This window comes from Photobacterium sp. WH77, from assembly GCF_022014395.1.
GTDB lineage: Bacteria > Pseudomonadota > Gammaproteobacteria > Enterobacterales > Vibrionaceae > Photobacterium > Photobacterium arenosum.
This window is the reverse complement of record NZ_JAKLTE010000002.1, coordinates 172,629-190,913: the sequence shown is the minus strand read 5'-3', so window position 1 is coordinate 190,913 and position 18,285 is coordinate 172,629. Positions and strand designations below refer to the sequence as shown.

Here is an 18,285-nt window from a genome sequence, read left to right as displayed (position 1 = left end):
CCATTTACTGCCCGTATCTCGGGCCATGATGCAGATAGCTGATCTCATCTTGTGTCGATAATCTGCCGCAAACGGCATTGCGGTGCGGAAAGCGGCCGAAATCTTTGATGACCTGGAAATGACTGACAGCGTACTGATAGAAGTCGTCAAATTCTGGCTTATGCTCTTTCATGACCTCCTGCCGCAATTGGTCAAAACGAAACACACTCTCTTCCTGATCTTCCAATGCTTCTGAGTGCTCTAACGGCAAATAAAAGAACACTCTCTCAATAGGGGCTAACGCACGATCAAAATTCTTCGCCAGTCCGCGTTTACATATGGCCTGTGCCAATGAATCATAGCGGAAAGCGGCTGCCAACCCCCGATAGATGTTACGACTGAACTGATCAAGCAAAATAATCAGCGCCAGCGTCCCCTTAGGCGTTTCTGTCCACGCATTCAATTCACCCCGACCAGCACGGCTGACCAGATCCCTGAAACGTTCGGTGATTTCACGGTCTACTGCATCCCCGCCTTTAAACCACAGTGCCTGTTTATCCTGTTCGGTAACTTCCCCTTTGAGATTTCCGAACCAATAGGTAAGCACCTCCTCACACTCTGCCATGGTTTCCTCCTGCTTGTTCATAACAATAACTCTGAGATAATTAAGCCGCTTTCGTGCTTATACGTTCTAGTTTATCCTAGGGTGAGCTTGCTCGGTGCGATGGCTTTTTGTTGTAGCCTGATAGCTGACTTGTGAAGCACTTAATAGAAAGAAGGAATATTTCCATGAGTTTCACCCTTCATCCGAGACTAAGCGCGGATACTCAGTGGATTGGCGACTTACCGCTTTGCCGTGTGCTGCTGTCAAAAGAAGCCATTGGTCCCTGGTTGATTCTGGTCCCCAGATATGACGCATTACGTGAGATTCACCATATGTCTGCCGTGGATCAACAGCAGCTGATGGTAGAATCCAGCTCAACCGCCCAACTGCTTGAGACCTATTTCAGCCCCGATAAAATCAACATCGGCGCCTTAGGCAATTTAGTGCCGCAGCTTCATGTCCATCATATCGCCCGCTTTACGACAGATATTGCCTGGCCAGGACCTGTCTGGGGAAATACCGACGGCAGCCTGCACAGCGAAGATGAGCAACAACAACTGGTTGAACGATTGCAATTACTGTTCGGCCAAGTAAACGGCTTTACGCCAGCATAAATGGCTCAGCGAACAGCGACCGAGACGTTAATAACTCCAGCACTACACGCACGAGGGCCAGGCCCCATCGGTGCGACACACAGTCTATAAAGTAAAAAAACGCATCAAACGATGCGTTTTTTCTTTGTTACCCCGGCATAACCGCCAGCAGGTTCTGCCGTTCCCGATTCGCCAGTTTACGATAATCGGTCCGGGTTTTATTAGGCACAGGCTCAGCCTGAGGCAGCGGTACCTTCATGGCGTTCACTGCACGTCCGTATTTCAGCAACTCATAATGAAGATGCGGTCCCGTGGAACGTCCGGTATTCCCACTCAGTGCGATTTTGTCACCCATACGGACTTTCTGACCGACTTTTACCAGTATCTTGCTCAGATGAAGGTAGCGGGTTGAGTATTCCCGACCATGCTTGATCATAATGAAATTACCCGCCAAAGCATGTTTTTGCGCTTTAACTACCACGCCATCGCCTGTCGCAACCACAGGTGTGCCGACAGGCGTTGCAAAATCAGTACCGTTATGTGGCGAGACTCTGTGGGTGACGGGATGCTTGCGATGGGGATTAAACGATGAACTGATCCGAAAACGTTTCTGAGTCGGATATCGGTTCAGCGCCCGGTTCAGGCTTCGGCCTTCTTCGTCATAAAACTCACCATCGTCATAACGCATGGCAAACAGTTCCTGATTACGATTCATATAATACAGAGCCTTCACCTCACCCTGACCCACCGCTTTTCCGTCAATAAATTCACGTTCAAGCGTAATCGCAAAGCGGTCGCCCTTGCGGGCTTCTTTACCTAAATCAAACCGCCACTGCAGCGCTTTGACCAGGGTCTGAATTTGCGTCGGTGACAGACCGGCAGAGCGGGCCGACTGATAGAAGCTGCCGGAAACACGTCCGGTTAAACGTACAGGTTTAAACTCACCGGTGCGCTCCACTTCCTTATGCTCATAACCCTTTGAGGTCAGGGTATAAGTATCCGTCAGTTTCGCACTGCGTTCGATGGACAGTTCGCCGATCCGCCCTTCTTCATCCAGCGACCAGCCAATACTTTGTCCGACACGTAGAAACTGGATCGATTTATCTGCCTCAATCAGTTTGTACATATCTGAAATAGGCAGCGCATACTGAGTGAAAATTTCACCTAAGGTTTCACCGGAAGACACTTTGTGGGAATGTGCAACATCAGTGGCTTGATCCAACTGTTGTTCCAGCTCATCTTTGGGAACCTGAAAGTCCGGGTCTTCCGGGTCAAGCACAACACCAAGCGGTTCACTGTTTTGCTCGGACAGTGACAAGAGCTCCTCTGACAGCAGCGGGACTTCACGCCGCTGTTCCGATTCGCTGCGCGAACCGTAAGAGGGAGAGTGGACGACAGAAGGCTGCCACATAAGGGCAGCCGCAACGATAAGTGATGTAGAAGCAAGCGCAATTCGGTGTTGACGGGGGAGCTGATAAAACCGCCGGGCTGCAACCGTAAATATTTTCATTGTTATTTATTTAAGACATTCGGTAAAACTTCGTCCGAGTTCTTGCAGGAATCGAACATAACCTCCCTGGCCAGAGGCAATATCCGTTGCCATGGGATCCAGGGTTCCAATTTTGATGTCACTGCCATTTGTGACACTGTTAATGACCGCAGGTGAGAACTGCGGTTCCCTGAAAATACACTTAACCTGTGACTTTTTTAGCGTATTACGGATAGCGATCAAGGTTTTTGCACCTGGGCGGCGATCCGGTGAAACCGTAAAGTGTCCCAGATTATGTAACCCAAACGTTTCCTCAAAATAGCCATAGGCATCGTGAAAAACATAGTACCCATTATCACGCACAGGCTGGAGCTGCTCTTTCAGGTTCTGTACAGTTTCATTAACACTGACAATGAACCGGGACAGGTTAGCCTCATATTGCGCACGATTCAACGGATCCAGTTCAATCAATGCAGTGCTGATCACTTTTGCAGTCTGAATTGCCTGATCCGGGCCCAGCCAAAGGTGCGGGTCGATGCCATCATGATGATGTTCATGCTCTTCGTGACCGCCATTACTTTCGTGACTTTCATGACTTTCGTGACCGTCATGATCTTCATGGCCTTCAAAATCCCGGAAAGTAATTGTCTCTTGCGAGGTCAGTGAAAGCGCATTTTCCTGGCCACTGAGTATTTTGGTCAGAAAAGATTCCAGCTCCGGCCCGACCCAAACCACCAAATCCGCGGCTTTCAGCTTTTCCACATCAGATGGACGTAAAGCATAGTCATGGGGAGAGCTGCCGGCAGGCAACAGAGTTTCGCTCTGGCCGACACCTTCGACCAGCTCCTGCACAATCAGGTTCACCGGATGTACAGTGGTCACAACATGCACATTGCTTGCTGAAACCGCAAAGGGTACCAACACCATTGCCGCAAAGTACCAGGCTCGAAAACGCAACATCTACCTACCCTAAAAATATTCAATGAAAAGAAGTTTGATAATGTTATAATATAACACCAACCGATAGCAACGAGATTCACACCCATTTATGGCCAGTACAATGTCCACCAAACCTTTGGTAGAACTTCAGAATGTTACTGTTAACGCTTCAGGCCGCCACATTCTTGATCTGGTTTCACTCCAGCTTGAACGCGGCCAGATCACCACTCTGATAGGTCCGAACGGGGCAGGCAAGTCCACGCTGGTGAAAGTCATTACCGGCTTGCGCAAGCCCACATCTGGCCGAGTCATTCGCTCACCGGGGCTACGCATTGGCTACGTACCACAAAAACTGCAGCTCAATGACACGCTGCCGCTTACCGTTGATCGTTTTATGGCATTAGGCGGGCGTTACAGCGCCCAGCAACGTCTGGATGCGCTGGCGCTGGCGAGCAGCGCGCACCTGATACACAGTAATATGCACAGCCTGTCGGGAGGAGAAACACAAAGAGTGCTACTGTCTCGCGCACTTTTGCAAAATCCAGACTTGCTGGTGCTTGATGAGCCTGTACAGGGCGTCGATGTCAACGGTCAGCTCGAACTCTACAGTTTAATTCAGTCGCTCAGAGATAAGCTGAACTGCGCGATAATGATGGTTTCTCATGATCTTCATCTGGTTATGGCTAAAACCGACCATGTCATCTGCCTGCAGCACCATGTCTGCTGTTCGGGTGAACCAGAGTCGATCACCTGTCACCCTTCTTATGTTGCGCTCTTTGGCACACAGCAAAGTGAGCAACTTGCACTGTATCACCATCACCACAATCACGAACACGATCTGGGCGGTAGCCTGGTAGGTCCATGCCAGCACGGAAAAAACAATGCTTGAATTTATGCTACCCGCCTTTGCCGCCGGCATTGGCATCGCTATGTTAGCCGGGCCTTTGGGCTCCTTTGTTGTCTGGCGTAAAATGGCCTATTTCGGTGATACGCTGTCCCACGCCTCATTACTGGGCATAGCACTGGGCTTCTTGTTTAATATCAACCTCAACCTCGCTTTGGTGATCTGCTGTCTGACTCTGGCGGTCATTCTGGTCAGTTTACAAAAGCAGCGTTATATCGCTACTGACACGTTACTGGGCATTCTCGCTCACAGTGCGCTGTCGTTAGGCTTAGTCGCAATCAGTTTCATGGATCATGTCCGCATTGATTTGATGGCTTATCTTTTTGGTGACTTGCTGGCGGTGACAACCAATGATCTGGTATGGATTTACGGTGGTGGCGCGCTGGTCATGGCCGCTTTGATTGCATTATGGCGTCCGCTGCTGTCGATGACAGTCAACGAAGATCTGGCTCAGGTTGAAGGGGTTAACGTCGATCTGATGCGGTTATTACTGATGTTGATGGTCGGTATGGTGATTGCGGTAGCGATGAAATTTGTCGGCGCACTGATTATCACATCTTTGCTTATCATTCCGGCAGCCACAGCGCGCCGCTTTGCACAAAGCCCGGAAAGTATGGCAGTGATTGCCGCAATTCTGGGCTGCATTGCTGTGATGCTGGGCCTGTTACTGTCATGGCATTATGATACCCCGGCGGGCCCATCTGTGGTCGTCTCTGCCGCTTTGTTGTTTTTGCTCAGCCAGACAAAACGCTCAGAGGCCTGATCAGCGTAAGAAAGAACGGTATCTGTCCTGACAGGCCTGCTTGATACTCAATGTGGCTTCAAGCCTGCTCGATTTCGGCATGAATTCGAGCAGGCACTGATAGTATTGTTTGTCTTTGTCGGTCAGCAGAATATTATCCAGATACAGTTCACGACAGGCATTGGTTAGCCAGGTAATTGCCGCCGCTTCCTCAGCGGCAGAAACATACTCCAGTATGCAGTCATTGTACTGCTCGCGCTGTTCAGCGAAGCCCGCAGCCCATACAGGACCGTAACTCAGCCAATAGGCCATGCACCCAATCCTGATCAGGTCATTCATTTCTCATGTCTTCACAGCAGCATCTTGTTAACCGAATCTTCTCTATTAAAGATAGTTGACGCTGACAAGGACAGAGACCCCGCCTCAGAGCATTGCTGCGCTGAAAATAAAAAATCCGGGCGGCTTGCACACACCCGGATTTGTTTTCTGCGAAAGGCTTTACCGTTAGCCTCTGGATTTAAGGCATGGATAAGCACTTTTCATATGTTATCAATTAGATAAAATCACAAGGATGTTGCTCAGCACCACGCGGGGGCTTGTAATGTTGCTTTTTCTGTTCGAGTTGCTGCAATAACACACTTTTGTGTGATTCATTCAGCAAAGTCCAATGGCAACCTTCGATCGCTCCTGCAAACATCCACAACAGTTTCTGATCAACATTTTTCCCCTGAGTCTGTTTTACCTGCAGATACGCATCCACCGCCCCCATCTGATGAAAAATATCAACATCATCGATACCGGATTTTTTCATCATCCTTTCGAGGGTCAAACGCAAGTTCGGCAGATCCCGTAACCGCTTGTTACGGGATGCTCCTTTGACTGTTTTTTCCTGTAATGCTATCGCGATTGAGCTTTGAATCAGCTCATTACAGAGCGATAACCGGGATGCATACAGAGGTGAGATATCGTAATAATTCACGACTGCCACCGTACTGCGCTTCACATGCTTGAACTTGTGGCAGCCCAATTCGAGCAGTTGCTGATCCAGCATTTCTCCACCACGAATATAAAGCTTTTCATTCGACAGCAGAGCATACATGGCCCCCTGAACGAAGATACCTGTCCCGCCAAACATGGAACGCTGTTCATTCGGTACAAAGGTATCCAGGTAATTTATGAATGTTTCTTTTGTAATCGACATAACATAAGTCCTAAATTTATTCTTCTTTGTCGATCTAAAACCAACGCCAACTATCATATGCAACAATGTCACACAGAAATTTTAAATTCCACATATGAAACAAAGTACAGATGAAAATGAGATTCAGAGCAAGTTCTTAAGAAAAATTGAATGCAAATTCAGGTAACTATGGGCATTTATCAATAAGTAATAATAAAAAATCCTGTGTCATATCCGATGCTGATGATCGTTTTACACTGTGATAACGACTAAGGTTAAGAGAGAAAGGGAGAAAGGAATTAAGAGATATGCCTGATATTGCCCTGTTTCCTTCTGCCAGCCATGTGTTACCGGAAGGCAAACTGGAAATTACCATTACCGAACAGCGTTACCAGCGTATGCTGAAAGAGTCGATTGAAGGCCAGCGGGATTTTGCATTATGCATGCGCAGTGAAGAAGAAGAGAACGACGAGACCATTACCCGCATTCCCGCCATCGCAACCAAAGTCCGGGTGGTGGACTTTAACGCGTTAACTAACGGTTTGCTCAGCATTGTCGTGGAAGGTAAAACGAAAATACGGATTTTGTCGGTAAGGCATGAGAGTGATCGCCTGTTGATTGCTGACTACCTGCCATTCAGGGCATGGCCGCCAACACCTTTAACAGACAAACACCAGTGCTTAGTGGACAAACTGAAACTCTTTTTCGCCACTATGCCAGAAATTGGCGCCTTATATCCAATCAGTGAATTCGACGACTTAAGTTGGGTATGTCAACGCTGGATTGAATCACTACCGCTCGAAGTTCACTATAAGCAGCTATTAATTGCTCAGGATTCCCCTGCCCTCACTGCACGTTTTTTGCACAAGCTACTCGATAATAACCAGTTATTTGATGACGATATCAACTAACCCTTACATTGTTCTCAAAAATCACCTGGTCTGGTGTACTCAACTCATCTGACCAAGATAAAATAAGCAAAATCTCATAGGTTAACGTTCCCTCATGCCGCATGTATCTTTTTTCTGGTTAAAACCTGAAAACGACAAAATTTTGACAGGCCTGCAATCAGAGTTTCACGCGTTAGTGAAGGACGCGATCAAAGAAAACCGTCTGAAGCTACCGCCTATTCCTGACGTCCTGACAGAACTGCAGACCTTGTGTAACAGAGACGACTCTACCGTTCGTGATGCAGCCACTTTATTGCTGAATGACCCCGGTATGGCCGCAACTGTGATAAAAACCTCCAATACCATGATGTTTAATCGCCGTAACATTGTCTGCCACGATATTCAAACCGCTGTCAGTCGGCTCGGTATTTTCCGTGTCAGAGATATCATTACAGCAAAAACAGTCTTGGACATTAAACTGCACAGCAGCTTTGATATTGAATGCAAGTCTCTGTTATTAAACAGCGCCACCCGTTCCAGGCAACTGGCAGGTTCTATGGCATTAATTACCCAGAACCTGCTGCAATACCGTCCAGAGTTGAAAATTGAGCCAGAGAAAGCCCTGCTGGCCGGATTATTTGCCGACATTGGTTTATTCAGCCTGATACATGAATACCAAAACTACCTTGATAGCGGGAATTTTCTGGATATCAATTTTGCCAAATACGTCTTTGAACACTGCTGTAACAAATCCAGTCTGGATATCCTGAAACACTGGGGCTTCGACGAAGATTATCTTGAAGTCGCCTGTAATAAGCGTTTTTTTCCTGCTCACAAGAAAGAAGATGACATCACTTATCTGGATGTCGCCCGCATGGCTAATCATTTGTTACTGTTTAAAGACGATGATGACGCCATCGACGAGCATGAAGTTGAACTGGATCTGGCTGGCGCAGAAGTCATGTTTACTTTGACCAATCTGCCCGATGACGAATTTAACAGCCAAATCAACCACGTGTTGCTCAGCAGTGGTTTTTAATCTATCAGTAAGCCCCTTCCAGCCAGATCTCCTCCACTTAAGCGCTGTAGACACACAGCGCTCTATTGACCCTGTCTTCAACAGCCTGATAAGCTTCTGATTTCATTAACAGCCCATTGACAAAAAGGTTCATTGTCAGGACTGCACCAACCATGCAGTATCCGGGTGCTTTTTTTCGCCAGAACAGGCAACGTATTGTAAGGATACTCATGTTTTCAGGAATGCTTTTTATTTTCCTGCCACTTATCGTTGGCTACCTCATACCGGTCAGGAAAGACTCAGTACTTCAGTTTATTCACGCGCAGACATCACGCCTGGTGCTAGTGATTCTGTCACTGATGGGACTGAGCTTGGCCGGTTTGGACAATCTGGGAGAAAATCTCAGCCAGATCCTGTTATACACAATCACCTTCTTCCTCTGCATCAGCGCATCTAACCTGCTGGTACTGCCGCTGCTTGATAAGCGCTATCCATTGAAAACAGAGCATGGCCACCAGCAGCTTCCCAAAGCCAAAATGTTGCTGGAGTCAGCCAAGCTGATATTGGTCGTCGCCGTCGGGCTCATTGCTGGTCTGTTGCTGAACATGGATTTGAGCTGGGTTGACCGGGCAAGTGAAATCATTCTGTTACTGCTGCTGTTTTTAATCGGTATCCAGCTGCGCAACAGTGGCATGACGCTGCGACAGATCCTGCTCAACAAGCAAGGTATGCTGATCGCTTTAGTGATTATTGCGACCTCTTTACCAGGTGGGTTGCTCGCCGCCTGGCTGCTGGATATTCCGCTGAATCACGGCCTGGCGATGGCCTCAGGATTCGGCTGGTATTCGCTGGCTGGTATTTTGATGGGTGATGGCCTTGGACCTGTATACGGCGGCGCATCATTCTTGAATGAGCTGCTGCGGGAGCTGGTTGCGTTAACCATGATACCCGCCGTGATTTCACGCTTCCCCAACACAGCCATCGGCTATGCCGGTGCAACAGCAATGGACTTCACTTTACCTATTATCCAAAACTGTGGCGGTATTCGCTGCGTCCCAATTGCAATAGTCAGCGGATTCATTCTCAGCCTGTTGGTACCAGTGCTGATGCTGTTTTTTCTGTCGCTTTAAACCATAGTAACAATCCGCCGCCATCGGCGGTGGATTAGAAGTGGCAACAAAAAGCCTGGCAACTGCCAGGCTTTGATTATGGTTAAAGGAAAACTGTCACCGCAAATTAAGCGTGATTGCGAATCCACTCATCCATTTCTGTACGCAAGTTATCAGACTTAGTCCCGAAGATAGCTTGCACACCGCCAGAGACTACAACCACACCGGCTGCACCCAGACGTTTCAGTTTGTCCTGATCAACGATATCGGTGTCTGCAACGCTGACACGCAAACGTGTAATACAGGCATCGAGGTTAGTGATGTTGGATTTACCGCCGAAGGCTTCAACCAGCTCACCAGCCAGCTCAGAACCCGTTGCGGTTTCAACATCCGCCGTTTCATCTTCACGACCCGGTGTTTTCAGATTCAGGGTACGGATAACAAAAGTGAATACCACGTAGTACAGTACGGCATAACACAGACCCAGAATCACCAGTGTCCACACGTTCTCTGCACGAGGCATCTGAACAATGAAGTCGATGAAACCGTTCGAGAAGGTATGGCCGTGTACAACACCCAGAGCATTGGTCAGTACATATGCCAGACCAGCCAGCAAAGCGTGAATCCCGTACAAGACTGGCGCGATGAACAGGAATGAGAACTCAATAGGTTCGGTAATGCCGGTCAGGAAAGATGTCAGGGCAGCCGATGCCATGATACCCATTACCTTGGCGCGGTTTTCAGGTTTAGCACAGTGAGCGATAGCAAATGCTGCTGCAGGCAAACCAAACATCTTAAACAGGTAGCCACCCGCAAGCTGACCAAAACCGTTGCCTGCGGCACGGGAAGCGTCATCCGCAGTCAGGAAACAAGTCATGATACCACGTGCTGCTTCACCAGTATTGGTCACACAAGAACCCGCTTCATAGAAGAATGGAACGTTCCAGATGTGGTGCAGGCCAAATGGGATAAGAGAACGCTCAACGACACCGTAGATACCGAACGCCAGTACTGGGTTCTGGTTGGCAGCCCAGTCAGAGAATGTGGCAATAGCTGAACCGATTGGCGGCCAAATGAACGACAGCACAACACCCAACGCAATAGACAGAAAACCTGTGATGATAGGCACTGCACGCTTACCAGCAAAAAAGCCCAGGTATTCCGGTAACTGGATCTTAAAGAAGCGGTTGAACGCCCAGGCCGCCACACCACCGGCCAGGATACCACCCAGCACACCGGTCTCAATCTTGGCGACACCCATGACATCGGCCATCACCTTCAGGGTAGCAACCATGATACCGTAACCGACGATGGCAGACAGACCGGCAACACCGTCGTTTTTCGTAAAGCCCAGAGCCACACCAACGGCAAACAGCAGTGCCATCTGACCGAATACCGAGCCACCGGCCTGTTCCATCAAGTGAGAGACTACGTCAGGTAACCAGCTGAAGTTAGCAGCCCCCACACCTAACAGAATACCCGCTACCGGCAGAACCGATACAGGCAGCATCAGCGCCTTACCGACCTTCTGCAGGTTAGCAAAAAAGTTCTTAAACATATTGTGCTCCTGAGTGAGATGTTTGTTTTGTTTCAGCGGTTTCCAGCGACCTACCCCCGTAGTCATAATGCTAGCACCGCTCATTTTTATTGTTCGGCATAAGTATAAAATGCGGCGCCAAATATAACGTGACATCAATCAATATTGCCAACCGAAGATGAAAGTAAGTTTCAGTTTGACGCATAGATCACAATTAACAATCAACTCAAAAAACACATCAAAATCAAACAACTTAATTATAAATCAAATACTTAATGCAAATATTTGGCATTACGGCCGAATGTAATTATATTTCACTTTTGTATCCCATGTTTCTTTATGTAACGAACGAAGATTTCATGGAATGACAGGTAAAGATTGGGGGGAGATTGAAAAAGGAGAGGAAAATTAAAATAAATGGATAAAACCTATTGGATTTATTTGAAAAAAAGGAGCCTCAGCTCCTTTTTTATCCGTTTTAGCGTTTTGCCTGCGAAAAAAGTCGGAAAAAGTTTTCACTCGACACTCTGGCAACCTCAGCGGCAGAAACCCCTTTCAGCAAGCCTATATACTCTGCAACTTCTTTAACATAAGCAGGCTGATTTTCTTTACCGCGATAAGGGACAGGCGCTAAGTAGGGTGAATCTGTTTCCACCAATAGCCGCTCCAGAGGTAAACGACTCACCACATCTTTCAGTTCAGCAGCTTTATTAAAAGTCACAATTCCGGAAATGGAAATATAAAAGCCCAGCTCAATTGCCGCTTCTGCCATTTCCAGGCTTTCAGTAAAGCAATGGAGTACACCACCACAGCGCTCAGCGCCTTCTTCGCGCAGAATACGAATGGTATCTTCACGCGCCATGCGGGTGTGAATGATCAACGGCTTGTTCAGCTCAACCGCCAAACGGATATGCTGACGGAAAATATCCTGTTGCTGTTCGGCCAGTTCAGGTTGGTAGTGGTAATCCAACCCGGTTTCACCGATAGCGACGACTTTATCATCACTGGCATATTGCCTCAGCAGGCCATAATCAAAGCCAGCTTCAATATCCAGCGGATGCACCCCACAAGATGCAAACACATTATCGAAAGGGGCAATCATCGCCATCATGGCAGGGAAACTGTTCAGGGTGACACCGACGGACAGAAAATACTCTACTCCCCGAGCCTGTGCTTTTGCCAGTACGTCTGCAACATCAGTATGCAGTTCGTTGTAATTCAATTTATCAAGGTGGCAATGGGAATCTACTAGCACCTGAATATCCTCTCGCGTTTCTGTGTATTTATGTTGCACTGATAAAGCCTGACAACCAGTCAGAGATCAACAACTCATCATTCAGACCAGGATGGCTTTCCAGTTCCCGAATCAGGGCATTAAGCCCTTTTATTTGCGCCAGCAATGTGACCGTGGTCAGCTGCCCCGCGATTTGCCTGACCAAAGGTGCTGATTCACAATGAATCAAGTGCTGCTCAGCGCCTTGCTGTACTTTCAGGCAGTCAACCAGAAAATAGCTCAGCCATTTCAGGCTTGAGTGGCCATCTTTCATGCAGCTGTCAGCCACACTGAACAGGCCACTATGGGGGGGAGACAGAAACTGATGAAAGCCGGCCAGCAAATGCTGATGACGGATATCCTGTCCCTGCTCGATAAACGCTAAGGCTGCCAGAGGCGCATTGCCGTTAAGCCGTACAGCCTCCAGTTTGATTGATTGCATCAGTTTATGTTCAACCCAGCGCTTAGCATCCTGCTCAGGCGGCAGAGGCAGACGCCACTTGTTACACCGGCTGTTAATCGTTGGCAGTAAGCGATCCAGCTCAGTGGCGGTTAAGATGAACTGGCAGTTTGCCGGCGGTTCTTCCAGTGTTTTCAGCAAGGCATTCGCCGCCGCCTCGCCCATATGCTCTGACTGCTCAATCAGTACCACACGCTTACCGCCAAGCTGGGAGGTTTCCCACGCCCAGTGGTTACACTGACGAACCATATCAACGCCAATGGCTTTGCCATCCTGCGGACTGATACTGTGACAATCTGGGTGGGTACCGGCTTCAAACAACTGGCAGCTGTGGCAGATCCCACAGGACTCTTCAACACCGTTCTGGCAGAGCACAGTTTTTGCCAGCTGGCGTATCAACACGTCCCCGGCGCACCCGGCAGGTGAAATCAACAGCATGGCGTGATGCAAACGATCCTGACTCAAAAGCTGCTGCCATTGCTGCCAGACCGTTGTCAGCCAGGGGTAACTCATGCTGACTCCTGCTGAGCCAGCCAGGCATTCAACTGCTGGCGGATATCCGACGTCACAGCTTCCAGTGATTGGGACGCATCAATAATCACCACTTTGCGGTTATTACGTGACAGCGCTAAAAACCGCTCCCGGGTTCGTTCGAAGAAAGACAGATCCATTTTTTCAATGCGATCCAAAGCCCCGCGTCCCCGAGCCCGTGACAAACCAAGCTCTGGGTCAATGTCCATGTAAATGGTCAGATCCGGTTCAAAATCGCCAAGCACCATGGTTTTGATCCCAGACATCAGCTCAGGGTCAAATCCCCTGCCGCCGCCCTGGTAAGCCTGCGACGACATATCATGACGATCGCCCACCACCCAGTGACCTGCACGCAGCGCAGGCTTAATAACATTTTCTACCAGTTGGCTGCGCGCCGCATACAGCAACAACAACTCAGCCATATCTGTTAATGGCTCTTCCGGGTGCCCTTCTTTCACCAGCGCTCGCATTTGTTCTGCCAGGGGAGTCCCGCCTGGTTCGCGGGTAGACTGAATGTCGGTGATCCCCCGTGCCGCGAGCGTGTCCAGCACGGTTGCAATCGCGGTACTTTTACCCGCCCCTTCCAGGCCTTCGATGACGATAAATTTTCCGTTCATTTATTGTTTTAATATCTTCAGATAATGGCGAACAGCACGATTATGCTCGCTTAATGTTGTTGAGAAAGTATGGCCACCTTTTCCGTCGGCCACAAAATAGTAGTAACCTGTCTGGGCAGGTTTCACCGCGGCAATCACAGAGGCCGCGCTTGGCATAGCAATAGGTGTGGGTGGTAAGCCGTCTATGGTATAGGTGTTATAGGGTGTCGGTGTTCGCAAATCTTTTCTGCGAATATTGCCGTCAAATTTCTCCCCTAAGCCATAAATCACCGTCGGATCCGTTTGAAGACGCATCCCTTTGTGCAGACGATTCATAAAGACAGATGACACTTTAGCCCGCTCTTCATCAACCGCCGTTTCTTTCTCGATAATGGAAGCCATAATCAAGACTTCGTATGGATTATTGAGCGGAATCGAATCGTCCCGCTCTTTCCAGGCATTATCAAGCAGCTCCGTCATATGCTTATAAGCGCGCTTGAGCAAAGCCAGATCAGATGTGCCCGCTGTATAGTGATAGGTTTCAGGTAACAGATACCCTTCCAGCTTATCGACATCGGCGCCGATAGCTTTGGCGATATCCTGCTCTGTCATCTGGGAAGTGTCGTTCTTCAGCATTGGGGCATTTTCCAGCTCAGCCAGCCAGTCGGAAAAACGGCCGCCCTCCAGTAAGGTGATCGCAAACTGGTGTTCTTTGCCCGAGGCCACCGTTCTCAGGATATCGCGCAGGGTATGTGCCTGCTCAATGGCATACGTGCCCGCTTTAATTTGAGCCAGTTGCGGTTCGATCCGCCCGATCCAGCGCGCCCAGGGAGAGTCGGCGATCATCCCCATCTGAGTCAGCTGGTAAAGTAAGCCTCGGAAAGTGGAGCCCTGTCTGACCGTGAGATATGGCTCAGTATTTTTTAACAGCGGCTGGTCAATACTTGCTCTTACCTGCACATACGTCCAGCCTGCACCGCCTGCCAGGATGGCCCCCAGCAGTACAAACACCAATGCCAGTTTCTTTAGCACGTGTACAACCTCTTCATTATCGCTTTTAACGCACTGTGTTCAGTGTACGTTCTCATTTGGATTTTCGTGACCGGCACCAGGGCCATCAACGCATTAGTAATAAAGACTTCATCAGCGCAAAGCAAGGTGTCGAGCGGGCTTTTGACAAACTCAAGACAATAGCCCAAATCGCTTGCCTGCTGACAGACGTGCGCCCGCATTAAGCCATGCACCCCAGCCAGATCCAAAGCTGGCGTGTATAGCCTATTGCCGCAACGCCAGAAAATATTGGAGGCACTGGTTTCCGCCACATGGTCATTCGCATCTAGCACTACAGCATCAAGCCAGCCATTCCGTTCAATTTCCTGCTTCAACAGCACCTGCTCCAAACGGTTCAGGTGCTTTAAGCCGGCTAACATGGGAGAAAGCCCGAGCCGCTGCTGACAAACTCCTAACTCGATACCTTCCTGCTGCCATTTCTCGTAAAAGGCTGGCCAGGTAAAGTCGGAAATAATGACCTGAGTCTGATGGCAGCCTGCAGGGCTGTAGCCTCGGCCTCCGGTACCCCGGCTGATAAGTATTTTTACAACCCCTTTTTCAGGGTATCCCCTGGCAAGAGACATCACCTTATCTGTTAGGGGCGACCAGTCTGGAGCATCAATGTCCAGTCTTTTCAAGGTCGTTTGCAGGCGTTCAAGGTGCAGATGCCAAAGCCTGGGTTCACTGTGTTCAACCAGCACAGTCGTAAAACAACCGTCGCCGTACTGCAAAGCACGAGCAGACACATCGACCGTGTCTTGTTCCACATAACCCTTTGCAACACTGTTGATCCACACCATTGCGACCCCCATAAAAAAACGGCCCGGTTAGATGACCGGGCCGTCTAGCATAACAGAATCGACTTAGATTTTCTTGAACAGCAAGGAGCCATTCGTGCCGCCGAATCCGAAGGAGTTACACAGTGCGTACTCCATCGAAACCTGACGGGCTTCACCCGGGACATAATCCAGGTCGCAACCTTCGTCTGGATTCTCCAGGTTGATAGTTGGCGGTACCGCCTGATCAACCAGAGACATAACAGTAATAATGGATTCCACAGAACCTGCTGCGCCCAGCAAGTGACCAGTCATTGACTTAGTTGAAGACACAAGCACCTTGTCTGCCGCTGCACCCAAGGCACGTTTAATGCCCAGTGTTTCAGCAACGTCACCAGCCGGTGTAGAGGTACCGTGTGCATTCACATAGCCAATCTGATCTTGCGAAATAGCAGCATCACGAATAGCAGCTTCCATAGCCAGGGCACCGCCAGAACCATCAGCACTTGGCGAGGTCATGTGAAAAGCATCACCACTCATACCAAAGCCAACCAGCTCAGCATAAATCTTGGCACCGCGCGCTTTCGCGTGCTCATACTCTTCCAACACCATCATGCCGGCACCGTCACCCAGGACGAAACCGTCACGATCTTTGTCCCAAGGACGAGACGCGCCCTGAGGATCATCGTTACGGGTAGACAGCGCTTTCGCCGCAGCAAAGCCTCCCATACCCAGCGGTGTTGAGGCTTTTTCTGCACCACCAGCCAGCATCATGTCCGCATCTCCGTATACAATCATACGGGCGGCGTGACCAATGTTGTGCAGGCCAGTCGTACAGGCAGTAGAAATTGCAATGTTTGGACCGCGCAGGCCATACATGATAGACAAATGACCGGCAATCATGTTGACAATCGTGGATGGTACAAAGAATGGGCTGATTTTACGCGGACCCTTCTCAAGCATTGCCTGATGGTTGACTTCAATCAGGCCAATACCACCAATACCTGAACCGATAGCAACACCAAAGCGACTGGCGTTGTCTTCGCCGACTTCAATACCAGAGTCTTTCAGCGCCTGAATACCAGCAGCCACGCCATACTGGATGAACAGATCCATTTTGCGGGCATCTTTCTTTGACATGTAATCTTCGCAATTGAAGTCTTTGACCATGCCAGCAAAACGGGTTGCAAAATCACTCGCATCGAAGTGCTCAATATTGCTGATACCACTCTGGCCTGCCAACAAGGCTTTCCATGAAGATTCGACAGTATTGCCAACCGGCGACAGCATACCCATGCCAGTTACAACTACGCGACGCTTAGACACGATTTATTCTCCGGGAACTGAAGTATTAAATAAGGATTTACAAATGAAAATCAGGCGGTCATGGAGACCGCCTGGAAGTGTTCTTGAGATTACTCAGCAGAAGCGCTTACAACGTAGTCGATAGCTGCCTGAACTGTAGTAATTTTCTCAGCTTCTTCATCTGGAATTTCTGTGTCGAATTCTTCTTCCAGAGCCATTACCAGCTCAACAGTATCCAGAGAGTCAGCACCCAGATCGTCAACAAAAGAAGCTTCGTTCTTTACTTCAGACTCATCTACGCCCAGCTGCTCAACGATGATTTTTTTTACGCGTTCTTCGATGTTGCTCATACTAATCTATTTCCTTAACAAGAGTTCGCTATTGCGATTTGCTGTAGTTTATTCATTACTGTAAAAGTTGCAACACTCAGGGTGCTGGTCAAACCACGATTCTGCGTCAAATCTACGTGAGTTTGACCTGCATCCAAAAAGATTTCAACTTTTTTGCTTAAATCATGTACATGCCGCCATTAACGTGCAGGGTTTCGCCTGTAACGTAACCAGCATCGTCAGAGGCTAGAAATGCAACAGCTGCTGCAATTTCACGCGGCTCGCCTAAACGTCCCGCAGGCACAGCAGACAACGTAGAGGCACGTTGCTCATCATTCAGAGCTTTGGTCATATCCGTTTCAATGAAACCAGGTGCCACAGCGTTCACTGTGATACCACGTGAAGCCACTTCGCGTGCCATGGATTTAGTGAAACCGATCACACCGGCTTTTGCCGCTGAATAGTTTGCCTGACCCGCATTACCCATAGTACCGACCACAGAACCAATGCTGATAATACGCCCATAACGCTTTTTCATCATTGAACGTAGCACAGCTTTAGACAGACGGAAAATCGAGGTCAGGTTAGTGTTGATGATATCCTGCCATTCGTCATCTTTCATTCGCATCAGCAGGTTATCGCGCGTAATACCGGCGTTGTTCACCAGAATATCAACATCACCAAATTCTTCTTTGATCTGCTTCAGTACTGCATCAATAGACTCAGGAGAAGTCACATTCAGTGCCAGACCTTTACCTTTATCACCCAGGTAAGCGCTAATCGCTTCCGCGCCACTTTCAGAAGTGGCAGTGCCGACTACGGTTGCACCACGTTCAACCAGGATTTCTGCGATCGCACGGCCGATACCACGGCTTGCGCCGGTGACCAGAGCAACTTTACCTTCCAGGCTCATGTTTTTTCCTCTTTATATAGCCTGTCATTGTTTACAGGCTGATTATTCGGTTTGCCGCGTACTGACCA

General features: G+C 48.9%; 20 protein-coding genes. 6 read left to right on the top strand and 14 right to left on the bottom strand.

The window, feature by feature from the left end:
* Positions 1–4 precede the first annotated feature (4 nt).
* The gene (locus L6J37_RS03295) at positions 5–604 is read right to left on the bottom strand and encodes a DUF924 family protein (protein ID WP_237794117.1); all 600 of its coding nucleotides are present in this window, start codon (positions 602–604) and stop codon (positions 5–7) included.
* Between the two features lie 164 nt (positions 605–768).
* Between L6J37_RS03295 and L6J37_RS03290 the strand changes: the two genes are divergently transcribed.
* Positions 769–1,197: an HIT domain-containing protein gene (locus L6J37_RS03290; RefSeq protein ID WP_192015216.1), complete on the top strand. Its 429-nt coding sequence runs from the start codon at positions 769–771 to the stop codon at positions 1,195–1,197.
* Between the two features lie 127 nt (positions 1,198–1,324).
* Here L6J37_RS03290 and mepM read toward each other — a convergent pair whose 3' ends face one another.
* Positions 1,325–2,686 (bottom strand): murein DD-endopeptidase MepM, encoded by a 1,362-nt coding sequence (mepM, locus tag L6J37_RS03285; RefSeq protein ID WP_192015215.1) that lies wholly within the window; start codon positions 2,684–2,686, stop codon positions 1,325–1,327.
* 6 nt (positions 2,687–2,692) lie between these two features.
* Positions 2,693–3,625, bottom strand: a complete 933-nt coding sequence (gene znuA, locus L6J37_RS03280; RefSeq protein WP_237794116.1) for a zinc ABC transporter substrate-binding protein ZnuA — start codon at positions 3,623–3,625, stop codon at positions 2,693–2,695.
* Between the two features lie 100 nt (positions 3,626–3,725).
* Here znuA and znuC point away from each other — a divergent pair, with 100 nt between their 5' ends.
* Together znuC and znuB are read left to right on the top strand one after the other, a co-directional pair.
* On the top strand, positions 3,726–4,493 hold the full coding sequence (znuC, locus tag L6J37_RS03275; protein ID WP_192015213.1) for a zinc ABC transporter ATP-binding protein ZnuC: 768 nt from the start codon (positions 3,726–3,728) through the stop codon (positions 4,491–4,493).
* A complete protein-coding gene (gene znuB / locus L6J37_RS03270) occupies positions 4,486–5,271 on the top strand; it encodes a zinc ABC transporter permease subunit ZnuB (RefSeq protein ID WP_218382991.1) in 786 nt (261 codons plus the stop codon). Before znuC ends, znuB begins: the two co-directional genes overlap by 8 nt.
* Here the strand turns inward: znuB and L6J37_RS03265 are convergent, their stop codons facing one another.
* Together L6J37_RS03265 and L6J37_RS03260 are read right to left on the bottom strand one after the other, a co-directional pair.
* The gene (locus L6J37_RS03265) at positions 5,272–5,562 is read right to left on the bottom strand and encodes a VF_A0006 family four-cysteine protein (RefSeq protein WP_192015211.1); all 291 of its coding nucleotides are present in this window, start codon (positions 5,560–5,562) and stop codon (positions 5,272–5,274) included.
* Positions 5,563–5,803: 241 nt separating this feature from the next.
* Complete coding sequence (locus L6J37_RS03260; protein ID WP_218382987.1) at positions 5,804–6,451, bottom strand: TfoX/Sxy family DNA transformation protein; 648 nt, start codon at positions 6,449–6,451, stop codon at positions 5,804–5,806.
* Positions 6,452–6,738: 287 nt separating this feature from the next.
* Between L6J37_RS03260 and L6J37_RS03255 the strand changes: the two genes are divergently transcribed.
* The 3 genes from L6J37_RS03255 to L6J37_RS03245 all read left to right on the top strand — a co-directional run bounded on the left by L6J37_RS03255 (position 6,739) and on the right by L6J37_RS03245 (position 9,468).
* Positions 6,739–7,341 (top strand): LON peptidase substrate-binding domain-containing protein, encoded by a 603-nt coding sequence (locus L6J37_RS03255; RefSeq protein WP_218382984.1) that lies wholly within the window; start codon positions 6,739–6,741, stop codon positions 7,339–7,341.
* 142 nt (positions 7,342–7,483) lie between these two features.
* Positions 7,484–8,359 carry an HDOD domain-containing protein gene (locus L6J37_RS03250; protein WP_442957022.1) on the top strand — a complete coding sequence of 292 codons (876 nt, stop codon included), beginning with the start codon at positions 7,484–7,486 and terminating at the stop codon, positions 8,357–8,359.
* A gap of 209 nt (positions 8,360–8,568) precedes the next feature.
* On the top strand, positions 8,569–9,468 hold the full coding sequence (locus tag L6J37_RS03245) for a lysine exporter LysO family protein (RefSeq protein WP_237794115.1): 900 nt from the start codon (positions 8,569–8,571) through the stop codon (positions 9,466–9,468).
* Between the two features lie 106 nt (positions 9,469–9,574).
* Here the strand turns inward: L6J37_RS03245 and ptsG are convergent, their stop codons facing one another.
* From ptsG to fabG, 9 genes are all read right to left on the bottom strand, one after another.
* The gene (ptsG, locus tag L6J37_RS03240; RefSeq protein WP_237794114.1) at positions 9,575–11,005 is read right to left on the bottom strand and encodes a PTS glucose transporter subunit IIBC; all 1,431 of its coding nucleotides are present in this window, start codon (positions 11,003–11,005) and stop codon (positions 9,575–9,577) included.
* Positions 11,006–11,462: 457 nt separating this feature from the next.
* The gene (locus L6J37_RS03235) at positions 11,463–12,239 is read right to left on the bottom strand and encodes a TatD family hydrolase (protein WP_237794113.1); all 777 of its coding nucleotides are present in this window, start codon (positions 12,237–12,239) and stop codon (positions 11,463–11,465) included.
* Between the two features lie 28 nt (positions 12,240–12,267).
* Complete coding sequence (gene holB, locus L6J37_RS03230; RefSeq protein ID WP_237794112.1) at positions 12,268–13,230, bottom strand: DNA polymerase III subunit delta'; 963 nt, start codon at positions 13,228–13,230, stop codon at positions 12,268–12,270.
* Complete coding sequence (gene tmk, locus L6J37_RS03225) at positions 13,227–13,865, bottom strand: dTMP kinase (RefSeq protein WP_192015203.1); 639 nt, start codon at positions 13,863–13,865, stop codon at positions 13,227–13,229. The genes holB and tmk overlap by 4 nt, the downstream gene beginning before the upstream one ends.
* Positions 13,866–14,876, bottom strand: a complete 1,011-nt coding sequence (gene mltG / locus L6J37_RS03220) for an endolytic transglycosylase MltG (RefSeq protein ID WP_218382977.1) — start codon at positions 14,874–14,876, stop codon at positions 13,866–13,868.
* Positions 14,870–15,694, bottom strand: coding sequence for an aminodeoxychorismate lyase (gene pabC, locus L6J37_RS03215; protein WP_237794111.1), 825 nt, complete (start codon positions 15,692–15,694; stop codon positions 14,870–14,872). Before pabC ends, mltG begins: the two co-directional genes overlap by 7 nt.
* 63 nt (positions 15,695–15,757) lie before the next feature.
* Positions 15,758–16,996, bottom strand: coding sequence for a beta-ketoacyl-ACP synthase II (gene fabF / locus L6J37_RS03210; protein WP_192015200.1), 1,239 nt, complete (start codon positions 16,994–16,996; stop codon positions 15,758–15,760).
* Between the two features lie 89 nt (positions 16,997–17,085).
* Entirely contained in the window at positions 17,086–17,325 is a 240-nt protein-coding gene (gene acpP / locus L6J37_RS03205; RefSeq protein WP_027253507.1) for an acyl carrier protein, read from the bottom strand.
* 157 nt (positions 17,326–17,482) lie between these two features.
* Positions 17,483–18,217, bottom strand: a complete 735-nt coding sequence (fabG, locus tag L6J37_RS03200; protein ID WP_192015199.1) for a 3-oxoacyl-ACP reductase FabG — start codon at positions 18,215–18,217, stop codon at positions 17,483–17,485.
* Positions 18,218–18,285: the final 68 nt, after the last annotated feature.